General features: G+C 59.1%; 7 protein-coding genes, 4 tRNA genes and 1 other RNA gene. 4 read left to right on the forward strand and 8 right to left on the reverse strand.

Annotation, left to right across the window (positions count from 1 at the left end; all coding sequences use genetic code 11):
• Positions 1-2: 2 nt before the first annotated feature.
• A complete protein-coding gene (locus tag ACJ8IP_RS19055) occupies positions 3-2,555 on the reverse strand; it encodes a class I adenylate cyclase (protein WP_019452546.1) in 2,553 nt (850 codons plus the stop codon).
• A gap of 316 nt (positions 2,556-2,871) precedes the next feature.
• Here ACJ8IP_RS19055 and hemC point away from each other — a divergent pair, with 316 nt between their 5' ends.
• From hemC to hemY, 4 genes are read left to right on the forward strand one after another with little or no spacing between them, the layout of a single operon-like run.
• Positions 2,872-3,813, forward strand: a complete 942-nt coding sequence (hemC, locus tag ACJ8IP_RS19060) for a hydroxymethylbilane synthase (protein WP_164107105.1) — start codon at positions 2,872-2,874, stop codon at positions 3,811-3,813.
• Positions 3,810-4,550 (forward strand): uroporphyrinogen-III synthase, encoded by a 741-nt coding sequence (gene hemD / locus ACJ8IP_RS19065; protein ID WP_033645028.1) that lies wholly within the window; start codon positions 3,810-3,812, stop codon positions 4,548-4,550. Before hemC ends, hemD begins: the two co-directional genes overlap by 4 nt.
• A 22-nt stretch (positions 4,551-4,572) precedes the next feature.
• Positions 4,573-5,697: a uroporphyrinogen-III C-methyltransferase gene (hemX, locus tag ACJ8IP_RS19070; protein WP_033645029.1), complete on the forward strand. Its 1,125-nt coding sequence runs from the start codon at positions 4,573-4,575 to the stop codon at positions 5,695-5,697.
• A gap of 3 nt (positions 5,698-5,700) precedes the next feature.
• Positions 5,701-6,897, forward strand: coding sequence for a protoheme IX biogenesis protein HemY (gene hemY / locus ACJ8IP_RS19075; RefSeq protein WP_033645031.1), 1,197 nt, complete (start codon positions 5,701-5,703; stop codon positions 6,895-6,897).
• 706 nt (positions 6,898-7,603) lie between these two features.
• On the opposite strand, the gene ACJ8IP_RS19080 is transcribed toward hemY, so the two are convergent.
• The 7 genes from ACJ8IP_RS19080 to wecG form a co-directional block, all read right to left on the reverse strand.
• Positions 7,604-7,730: non-coding RNA, RtT sRNA (locus ACJ8IP_RS19080), on the reverse strand.
• A gap of 37 nt (positions 7,731-7,767) precedes the next feature.
• A tRNA-Pro gene (locus ACJ8IP_RS19085) sits at positions 7,768-7,844 on the reverse strand.
• Between the two features lie 74 nt (positions 7,845-7,918).
• Positions 7,919-8,005 (reverse strand) — tRNA-Leu (locus tag ACJ8IP_RS19090).
• Between the two features lie 42 nt (positions 8,006-8,047).
• Positions 8,048-8,123 (reverse strand) — tRNA-His (locus ACJ8IP_RS19095).
• Between the two features lie 63 nt (positions 8,124-8,186).
• Positions 8,187-8,263: transfer RNA gene (locus tag ACJ8IP_RS19100), tRNA-Arg, on the reverse strand.
• Positions 8,264-8,398: 135 nt separating this feature from the next.
• Positions 8,399-9,802: a bifunctional threonine/serine APC transporter ThrP gene (gene thrP / locus ACJ8IP_RS19105; RefSeq protein ID WP_004934226.1), complete on the reverse strand. Its 1,404-nt coding sequence runs from the start codon at positions 9,800-9,802 to the stop codon at positions 8,399-8,401.
• A 365-nt stretch (positions 9,803-10,167) separates the two neighbouring features.
• Positions 10,168-10,908 (reverse strand): lipopolysaccharide N-acetylmannosaminouronosyltransferase, encoded by a 741-nt coding sequence (wecG, locus tag ACJ8IP_RS19110; protein ID WP_047025958.1) that lies wholly within the window; start codon positions 10,906-10,908, stop codon positions 10,168-10,170.
• Between the last annotated feature and the right edge of the window lie 5 nt (positions 10,909-10,913).

Below are 10,913 nucleotides of genomic sequence, written 5' to 3' on the forward strand. Positions count from 1 at the left end.
CGTCAATGCAGCTGGAACTGCTGCTTCAGCGGCTGAGCGGCGCCGTCGGCCACCGTCACGCACAGGCTGGACAGCACGTTGCTGCGGAACGGGATCACCTGCGTGCGCCCGTCGAGCTGCACGATTTGATAGAACTGCGGCAGGTTGAAGTTGATGAAGCTGGAGCCGTAGGTAAAGCGGTCGTGCGACGAGGAATAGAAGCGGCTGACGTCGCGCACCAGCTCCTCTTTGCTGCCCTCGCAGTGGTGATACACCTCCACACGATTCGACTCATCCAGAATATAGATGTTGAAGCCCTTGTCGTCTGAGGTGTCTTCGAAGAAGAACTGGATGATCCCCTCGCTGGCGAAGCCGTCCACTACCGGCGGCAGATGCACCTGATCGGTTTCCACCTTGATAGACAGGCCGTGCAGCTTGTTGTTGGAGATGGCGCCGTAAAACTCCACCGCGTTCTCCAGCTTCTGCACCGACACGCTCAGGCGCTCGAAGAACAGCCCCCAGGTTTGCCCGGCGACGCGCACCGCCTTGAAGCGGCCGGGTTCCAGCCGGGTGCTGGACAGGCGCAGCTCGATGCACTCCGACACCAGCTGCTGAATGCGGGTACGAATAAGGCCGCGCAGGTGCTGACTGTAGCAGAACACTTCCACCGACTCCGGCGGCGCGGCGTCCTGGTGCATTTTGCCGAGAATGGTTTTCAATGCTTCCAGCACCGACTGCTCGCCGCTGAAATGCAGGGTACGCACTTCGTTCCAGGAGTTGCGATACAGCAGATCGATGCTGCCCACCAAACACTGCTGCTGCTGGCCGAAGCTGAACACGTCCAGCTTGCGGAAATCGAAGTGCACCACCTGATTGCGGAAGGCGGCGGTCGGATCGTTTTCCAGATTGACGATGATCGCCAGATGGCGAATCTCGCACGGGCTGTACAACGCTTTCGGCGTCGGTGCCGGCAGGCGCAGCGGGAAGTGATGGGAAACGTCGGCCACCAGCTCCTGCAGCTTGGCGGTGTCGCACAGATTGCCGCTCTTGATGTGCAGGCGGGTCTGCGGCGTCAGCAGGCCGTTGAAATAGGCCCAGGCCACCAGCTTGTTCAGGTAGCGGTTATATTCCAGCGGCTGATGGCTGACGATCGAATCCATGGCCGGCGCCTGATTGTACAGGTACCAGCCGGTGCGGTTGGCGCGGCCAACCGGCACATGAATAAAGGTTAAATCGTTTTCCGACAGGTCCGGCGAGATCTGCGGGTTCACCAACGTCACCTTGCCGGGCAGCGCTTCGAACGCCGCATACAGTTTGCGAGTCAGCACGCCGATATCCTGCGGGCTGGCGCTGACGCTGAGGTTGTTGCGGCGGGCGAAACGGATCAGGTTGCGGTAGCTCTGCATCATCGCGTCGAGCAGTTCGTTGTGCGCTTCGCGCACTCGCTCGATCTTCCAGTTGGCGCGGTTGTCCAGCATCGCCAGACGCTCTTCGCTCCAGCCCCACTCGCTGACCAATTGGCTGAGGATCTCGCGCCGCCAGCCGACGCAGGCCTTAGCCAGCGACAGCTTTTCACACACTTTCAGGTAGAAACAGCGACGGGCCAAATCGAGGCGGGTGGTGTCGTTGATGTCGGTGAGGTAGCGGGTGACGCGCTCGAGCATCATGCAGTAGGCGTCGAGCCCGAAGCTGACGATCTCGCCCTGGTGCAGGCGATGTTTGATGTCCGTCGCCAGCAGTTGGGTATTGGGGTATTCCCAGGAATAGGCCTCCAACAGCAGTGTTTTCAGCACCGCCTTGTAGGGCGAATCGATGCTCTTGTACAGCTGCCAAAGGCTGGCGCCGAAGTACTCTTCCGCCGACAGCGAACTCAGGCCGCCGAGATCCAGCCACTCGTTCGGCGTCAGCGCGCCCTGCGCGTACAGCGACAGCACGTATTCATCGTAGTGCGCTTCTTCTTCGCCCGGCACCATGTTCCACAGGATGCGTTTGCCGGCCAGGCGCACCGCGGTGCGGTAGAACTCGTCCAGTAACAGGATGTGCTGCGTCGAGCCGCAGTCTTCGCCGCCCAGGCTGCCGCTTTCATTATGGCGGAAACGGTTTTCGTCGATCAGGAAGAAGCTGACTTCCACCCCCATCGACGCGGCCCACTTCTCAAGCAGGCTGCATTTTTGCTGCAGGCGGGTGCGTTCTTCGTTGTCCAGCCAGGACTGGTGGCAGACCCAGATGTCGAGATCCGAGCTGCAGCTTTGGCCGATAGACGAGGTGCTGCCCATCGAATAGACGCCGGTGATCGGCAGCTCGCCGCTGGCCGGTTTGTCAAACGGGCTACCCCATTTGTCTTCTAAATCGTTCAGGTAATCTTGTTGAGTTTCATCAGGCGTGTAGAGGCAAATGCCGTGGGGAACGTTACCGTTCAGGTAACCCGGCATCAGCGGGTGGTGGTGGTGCAGTAAGGTGGGCAGCAGACTGTATACCCGTTGAAACGCGGGCTTCATAGCCGCCAGGGCGCGATCGACGCGTAGCTGATTGATCGCATCCAGTCTCTGCTTCAATGTCTCGATGTAGAGGTACAAGACGTCTCGCCTGATTATCCCGGTGTTTAGAAAAAAACCCGTATTCCATAAGCGCCGTTAGTGTAAGAAGAATATTTGGCGACTTATTGCTGGAAACGTGATCAATTTAACACCTTGCTGATTGACCGTAAAGGAGGTAACGCTTCACAATTATTGTAGCGCTTCCCTAAACGATTTACCCGCAGTGTTAACTGCCCCAAAGCACATCACACGTCCCTTTGATTCCGTTGTCCTTTTTCCGCCTCCGGCTTCTTGCACTGACAGTATTGACTCTCAGTGGTAGGATGGATGGCGAAATATAAAAACGGTAACAAGCATGTTAGACAAAATTATTCGAATTGCCACCCGACAAAGCCCGCTTGCACTTTGGCAAGCACATTATGTGCAGCAACGTCTGATGGCCTGCCATCCCGGCCTGCAGGTCGAGTTGGTGCCGATGGTCACCCGCGGCGACGTTATTCTGGATACGCCGTTGGCGAAAGTCGGCGGTAAAGGCCTGTTTGTTAAAGAACTCGAGCTCGCGCTGCTGGAAGGCCGCGCTGACATCGCCGTGCATTCGATGAAAGACGTGCCGGTCGATTTCCCTGCCGGGCTCGGTTTAACCACCATTTGCGAACGCGAAGATCCGCGCGACGCTTTTGTTTCCAATCGTTTCGCCTCGCTCGATCAGCTGCCGCAGGGCAGCGTGGTCGGCACCTCCAGCCTGCGCCGCCAGTGCCAGCTGCGCGAACGCCGCCCGGATCTTGTCGTGCGCGACCTGCGCGGCAACGTCGGCACTCGCCTGGCCAAGCTGGACAACGGCGACTACGACGCAATTATTCTGGCGGTGGCCGGCCTGAAGCGCCTGGGGCTGGAGCAACGCATCCGCAGCCCGCTGAGCGCCGAAGAGTGCCTGCCGGCGGTCGGCCAGGGTGCGGTCGGCATTGAATGCCGTCTCGACGACAGCGTCACCCGCGCGCTGCTGGCGCCGCTGAACCATGCGGCCACCGAAACCCGCGTGCGCGCCGAGCGGGCGATGAACACCCGCCTGGAAGGCGGCTGCCAGGTGCCGATCGGCAGCTATGCCGAACTGGATGGCGACAGCCTGTGGCTGCGCGCCCTGGTCGGCGCGCCGGACGGCAGCCAGATGGTGCGCGGCGAACGCCGCGGCCCGGCCGCCGAGGCCGAACGGATGGGCGTTGAGCTGGCGGAAGAGTTGCTGGCGCGCGGCGCGCGCGAGATCCTGCGCGAGGTTTATCAGGGAAATCCGCCGGCATGACGATCCTGGTAACCCGCCCATCGCCTTCGGGGGAGCTGTTAGTGAGCCGGCTGCGCGCACTCGGCCGGGTTGCCTATCATGCACCGCTGATCGACTTCGCGCCGGGCGGCGATCTGCCGAAGCTGCCGCAGGCGTTGCAGCAGCTTAGCGCCGGCGATCTGGTGTTCGTGCTGTCGCAACATTCGGTGAGTTATGCCGATTCGGTTATCGGCCGCGCCGGGCTGAGCTGGCCCGCTCACCTGGCTTATTACGCCATCGGCCGCACCACCGGGCTGGCGCTGCACCGCATCAGCAGTTTGCCGGTGGAATACCCGCGCGAACGCGAGATCAGCGAAACGCTGCTGCTGCTGCCGGCGCTGCAAAAATTGGCGGGCAAACGCGCGCTGATTTTACGCGGCAACGGCGGCCGCGAACTGTTGGGGTCGACGCTGAGCGAGCGCGGCGCCGACGTCAGCTATTATGAATGTTATCAACGCAGCCCGGTGCACTACGACGGCAGCGAGCAAAGCGCCCACTGGCAGCGCGCCGGTGTGGATACGCTGGTGGTGACCAGCGGTGAAATGTTACAACAGCTCTATACTTTAGTTCCTGATTACTATCGTTCTTCATGGCTGCTGCGTTGCCGCCTGGTAGTAGTGAGCGAACGCCTGGCTACCCTCGCCCGGGAATTGGGCTGGCGTACGATTCGGGTAGCTGACAACGCCGATAATGACGCGCTGATCCGCGCGCTACAATAATCTGACTATGGGATGTGCCACTATGACGGAACAAAATACCCCAGCCGCCCCGGTTGAAGAACCCACCACCGCGGTTGAGAGCTCCCAGCAGCCAGCCGCTGCCAGCCGCAAAGGCAAGAACACCGGCCCGGTGCTCGGCGCGATCGCTATCGTGCTGGTCATCGCCCTCGGCGCGGGCGGTTATTACCATACGCACAAGCAGGCACAACAGCTGATCGCCGCCAATCAGGCGCTGCAGCAGCAGCTTGACGGCGTGAAGCAGAGCCAGCAGCAGGAAAGAAATGCGCTGGAAGGCCTGTTGCAACAACAGGGTAAAACCCTGGACGCCGCCGATCGCGAGCAGGCGAACCTGGCGCGCCAACTGAGCGAGCTGCAGGAAAAAGTGGCGACCATCTCCGGCAGCGACGCCAAAACCTGGCTGCTGGCGCAGGCCGATTTCCTGGTGAAAATGGCCGGCCGCAAGCTATGGAGCGATCAGGACGTGACCAGCGCCGCCGCGCTGCTGAAAAGCGCCGACGCCAGCCTGGCGGACATGAACGATCCGAGCCTGCTCGACGTGCGCCGCGCCATTACCGAAGACATCAGCACGCTTTCTACGCTGACCCAGGTCGATTACGACGGCATCATCCTCAAGGTCAATCAGCTGTCCAATCAGGTGGATAACCTACGCCTGGCCGATAACGACACCGACGAAGCGCCGATGGATCAAAACAGCAGCGAGCTCTCCGGCTCGATCGGCGAATGGCGGCAGAACCTGGCCAAGAGCTGGCGCAATTTCATGGCCGACTTCATCACCATCCGCCGTCGCGATACCAGCGCCGAACCGCTGCTGGCCCCGAATCAGGACATCTACCTGCGCGAAAACATCCGTTCGCGCCTGCTGGTGGCCGCACAGGCCATTCCGCGTCACCAGAACGAGACCTACAAGCAGTCGCTGGAAACCGTCTCCACCTGGGTGCGCGCCTATTTCGACACCACCGATCCGGCGACCAAGGCCTTCCTTGAAGAGCTGGACAGCCTGAGCCAACAGTCGATCTCGATGGACGTGCCGGATCAGCTGAAAAGCCAGCCGCTGCTCGAAAAAGTGATGCAGACCCGGGTGCGCAACCTGATGACCCAGTCCCCTGCCGCTCATCAGGAGGGTTAAGCCATGTTACGCGTGCTATTTCTGTTCCTGGTGGTGATCGCCAGCGTGGTGCTCGGGCCGATGTTGGCCGGGCATCAGGGCTATGTGCTGATCCAGACCGATAACTACAATATTGAAACCAGCGTCACCGGCCTGGTGATCATGTTGGTGCTGCTGTTCGTGGTGCTGCTGGCGATAGAGTGGATCCTGCGCCGCATCTTCCGTACCGGCGCCCGCACGCGCGGTTGGTTTATCGGCCGCAAGCGCACCCGCGCGCGTCAGCAAACCAAAGCCGCGCTGATCAAACTGGCGGAGGGCGACTACAAGCAGGTTGAAAAGCTGATGACGCGCAACGCCGACCACGCTGAGCAACCGGTGGTGAACTATCTGCTGGCCGCCGAGGCTGCGCAGCAACGCGGTGATGACTTCCGTACCAATCAGTATCTGGAGCGGGCCGCCGAAGCCGCCGATACCGATCAGCTGCCGGTGGATATCACCCGGGTTCGCATCCAGCTGGCGCAGGGCGAGAACCACGCCGCGCGCCACGGCGTCGATCGCTTGCTGAACCAGGCGCCGCGCCATCCGGAAGTGTTGCGCCTGGCGGAACAAGCCTATCTGCGCACCGGCGCCTATGCGTCGCTGCTGGAAGTGCTGCCGTCGATGCGCAAAATCGAACTGCACAGCGAAGAGCAGCTGCAGGCGTTGCAGCAACAGGCTTACATCGGGCTGATGAATCAGGCGATGGCGGACGAAGGCAGCGAAGGCCTGAAGCGCTGGTGGAAAGATCAGAGCCGCAAGACGCGTCACGAAGTGCCGCTGCAAATCGCGATGGTGGAGCACCTGATCGAATGCAACGACCACGAACTGGCGCAGGAGATTGTGCTCGACGGCCTGAAACGCCAATATGACGAGCGCCTGGTGCTGTTGCTGCCACGGCTGAAGTCCGGCAACCCCGAGCAGCTTGAGAAAGCGCTGCGTCAGCAGATGAAGCAGCACGGCGCGACGCCGCTGTTGAACAGCACGCTGGGGCAGTTGCTGATGAAGCACGGCGAGTGGCAGCAGGCGGCCGACGCCTTCCGCGAAGCGCTGAAACAGCGTCCGGACGCCTACGATTACGCCTGGCTGGCCGATACGCTGGAGAAACTGCATCGTTCGGATGAAGCGGCGCAGATGCGGCGTGAAGGACTGATGTTGACGCTGAAACAGAACGGCGGCGAATAACCGCCCGCCCGGCAGAGAAAGCGTGGCCTCGGTGCCGCGCTTTTTTTTGCCCGTTAGCTTGCTGAAGCGCAAAAAAAAAACACTTGCCGCATGGCAAGTGTATAAAGAAGCAATCAGGTCTAGGACAACAGGGGCGGTGCCTCACTCAACGTTTTGCCCTGAGCGTGATGACGGGTTAGTCATCGTTCTCGTGGGCGATAGGCACCCTAAATCGGCTCTGCGTCATTCCCAGGGTTTATGAAGCCTAAGGCGAACATAAGAAATGGAATGAGCATCTACGCTGTAGGTATTGCACTTGGCGTGCCAACTTTCAGATCCAGGAAAGTCGCTATAAAAATAGCATTCAATTGATTGAAAATATTGAATTTTTATTTATGCCTAACTTTCTCTCAGCATGCCGTCCCCTGTTGTTCTTTACCCACGGCCGATCTGACGCTGTCGCCGCAAAACGACGACTTAAGCCAAAGCCACTTTTAATGTTTAAAATCAATGCATTATGTGTCTCAAACTGGCGACAACGTCGAACCACATTGTCGCTGAAAACCTACACACGTGCCGGTTGAGACAAAATGCCAATGTTCAGATACGCAAAAACCCGTGCAATGCTGCACGGGTTGGTCGCTATGCGTTTCGTCGCGGCGGGAAGGACTTACCCTCATAAACGGCGGACGTAAAAAAACCGACTTACGTCGGTTTCTTTGAAACTGGTCGGCGAGAGAAAGATTACGCGCATCCTGGATACGTGCCCTGCGGGCCGTTGCTAAAGCAACGTTGTCTCGCTTCGCGAGGCTCGAACCTCCTGCGGAGGTGCTCATCCTCATAAACCGCAGGCGAAAAAAAACCTGCTTTAAAAGCAGGTTTTTCGAATGGTGGTCGGCGAGAGAGGATTCGAACCTCCGACCCACTGGTCCCAAACCAGTTGCGCTACCAAGCTGCGCTACTCGCCGATTTGTGTTGCTCATACTACCCGATTTATCAGACCGTTGTCCATATAAATCTTATATTTATCAGATATTTTGCGTGGTGCGAAGAGAGGGACTTGAACCCTCACGTCCGTAAGAACACTAACACCTGAAGCTAGCGCGTCTACCAATTCCGCCACCTTCGCACTGTCACAAAATACTGCTAAATCTTCACTTCGCTTAGGAAGTGGGGTGGCTAATGGGACTCGAACCCACGACAACTGGAATCACAATCCAGGGCTCTACCAACTGAGCTATAGCCACCATTACTACTTCTTCTTACTCACGCGGTAATATTACCACCGCAGCTCCTGCGCACAAACTTAATGGCGCGCCCGACAGGATTCGAACCTGAGACCTCTGCCTCCGGAGGGCAGCGCTCTATCCAGCTGAGCTACGGGCGCGTAGCGCCGTTGCGGGAGGGGATACTACGGATTTACGCCAATCCTGTCTAGTGCTTTTTCGCAGAAATGTTGCGTTTGATTACGCTTTGCTCACTCCTGCGCAGGAAAGCGCACTCCGTAGCCCCTTTTCACCGTTTATTGCCGCGTTTCTACCCGATTTTCAGCCGGATGATGTTTCTTATGCATGCCGAAAGCGAAGTAGCACAGGCTGACGCCCGCTAAGAAAATCGCCCCGACCAGCAGGGAAATTCGCGTATCCGGGTTGATTCCCATGCCGACCAGCACGCAAACCAGAAAAGCGATGGTCAGATAGTTCACATACGGGAACATGATCGACTTAAAGCTGTGGTTTTTGATCGCTTCCTTGTGCGCGCGGCGGAAATAGAGTTGGCTTATCAGCACCACGAACCACGGCACCATGCCCGGCAACACGCTGGCGCTGTAGACATAGACGAACACCTGCTCCGGATTGGGGATGATGTAGTTCAGCGCGGAGCCCACCAACAGGCAGCCGATGGTGACGGCGATGCAGTTGACCGGCACGCCGCTGGCGGAAAGCTTGGTCAGCGCCGCCGGCAGTTGGCGATTCTTGGCCAGGGCGTACAGCATGCGGCCGCCGCTGTACATGCCGCTGTTGCAACCGGAAAGCGCGGCGGTCAGTACCACAAAGTTAATGATGCCGGCAGCGGCGACGATGCCGATCTTGGCGAAGGTCAGCACGAACGGGCTGCCGGTAGTGCCGATGCCGTTCCACGGGAAGATGGTCACGATGACGAAGATCGCGCCGACATAGAAGATCAGGATGCGCCACAGGATATTGTTGATCGCGCGTTTCAGCGTCACCTGCGGGTTTTTGGCTTCACCGGCGGTGATGCCCACCAGCTCAACCCCCTGATAGGACGCCACCACGATGCACAGCGCAAACAGGAAGCCCTTCCAGCCGCCGGCAAAGAAGCCGCCGTGCGCCGTCAGATTGGCGAAACCGATAGGTTCACCGCCGTTGCCGAAACCGAAGAAGATCACCCCCAGCCCCACCAAAATCATCACGATGATGGTGGTGACCTTGATCATGGCGAACCAGAACTCCAGCTCACCGTACAGGCGCACCGCCGCCAGGTTGGCCAGCGCCACCATCGCCACGGCGATCAGCGCGGGGACCCACTGCGGTATTTCCGGGAACCAGAACTGCACATACACCCCGATGGCGGTGATCTCCGAAATGCCGACGGCGATCCACATAAACCAGTACCCCCAGGCAGTCAGGTAGCCGAAATAGGGATTCATGTATTTATGCGCGTAAACGGCGAACGACCCGGCGACCGGCTCGAGGAACAGCATCTCCCCCATCGAACGCATAATGAAGAATACGAACAGCCCGGCGATGATGTAAGCCAGCAGTACCGACGGCCCGGCCCATTTCAGCGTACTGGCCGATCCCATAAACAGGCCGACACCAATGGTGCCCCCGAGAGCGATAAGCTCGATGTGCCGGGCCTCAAGGCCTCGGTGTAGCCCTTGCGGTTTCTCTTTGTGTGCCATAAATCCTCAATAATTTTTCTCGGGTTGTGTTTGCCTGCCGGCCGCTGCCGGTCGTTATTGTCATTATTAAAAGAATAAATCATCCCCTGCCGTTCGGGTTGGCATCAACGGGTAGTCGGAGCGAAGTTACCGTGAGAAGAACATCGTTCAGCGCTGTCGCATCAGGCTTCAGCGGCCAGGGATAATTTCCGGGCGGTATCGTTTCGCATTTCGTCGCTATAAGCAAACCGCAATTTAAAACTTTATGGAATAAATGCGGCGACGTTTAGGGCTGGGGGTTATAGATATGCGGGAGAAATAGGCAAAAGCAGATTATTGGTACAGCAGACCGGGGCGAACCGACACATTCCCCCCCGGATAAGCGATTACATTTTGCCGCTGTAGTAGTAGCCGACAAACTTCAACAGCTTCAGCTGCCGGCCGATGCGGCTGGGCTGGCTGAGCAGGCGGTAAAGCCACTCCAGACCGAGGTTCTGCCACACCTTGGGCGCACGCTTCACATGGCCGGTAAACACGTCGTAGGTGCCGCCCACGCCCATATACAGCGCCTGCGGATGCACCTTGCGGCAGTCGCGCATCAGGATCTCCTGCTTCGGCGATCCCATCGCCACCGTCACGATGGCGGCGCCGCTGGCGCGAATACGCTCGAATAGCGCCTCTCGCTGCTCCGGTTTGAAATAGCCGTCCTGGCTGCCCACCAGGTTAACGTTCCACTGGCTGCGCAGCTTCCGTTCGGTTTCCGCCAGCACCTCCGGCTTGCCGCCGACCAGGAAGACCGGCGTGCCTTCACGGCCGGCGCGCTGCATCAAGGCTTCCCAAAGATCGGCGCCCGCGACGCGCGAAACGTCCGCCGCCGGGTATTTGCGGCGAATCGAGCGCACCATGCTGATGCCGTCGGCGTACTTGTACTCCGCTTCATCCAGCAACGCATGCAGCGCCGGGTCCTCTTCCGCCTTCAGGATCTTTTCCGCATTCATGGCCACCAACGTGCCCTGTTTGACCCGGCCGCCGTCGAACAGAAAGTCCATGCAGTGCGCCATATCGCGAAAGCCCCACAGGCTGAAACCGCGCAGCTCATACTGCGGCACCGAAATCTTTGTTTCCATCGTCG

The sequence above is a fragment of the Serratia sp. CY52157 genome (genome assembly GCF_052168495.1).
GTDB classification, from domain to species: Bacteria; Pseudomonadota; Gammaproteobacteria; order Enterobacterales; family Enterobacteriaceae; genus Serratia; species Serratia ureilytica.

Excerpts from the sequence above, each read along its gene's own strand:
- hemC (WP_164107105.1), top strand. The coding sequence starts at position 2,872 with ATGTTAGACAAAATTATTCGAATTGCCACCCGACAAAGCCCGCTTGCA.
- hemD (WP_033645028.1), top strand. The coding sequence starts at position 3,810 with ATGACGATCCTGGTAACCCGCCCATCGCCTTCGGGGGAGCTGTTAGTG.
- hemX (WP_033645029.1), top strand. The coding sequence starts at position 4,573 with ATGACGGAACAAAATACCCCAGCCGCCCCGGTTGAAGAACCCACCACC.
- hemY (WP_033645031.1), top strand. The coding sequence starts at position 5,701 with ATGTTACGCGTGCTATTTCTGTTCCTGGTGGTGATCGCCAGCGTGGTG.
- thrP (WP_004934226.1), bottom strand. The coding sequence starts at position 9,802 with ATGGCACACAAAGAGAAACCGCAAGGGCTACACCGAGGCCTTGAGGCC.
- wecG (WP_047025958.1), bottom strand. The coding sequence starts at position 10,908 with ATGGAAACAAAGATTTCGGTGCCGCAGTATGAGCTGCGCGGTTTCAGC.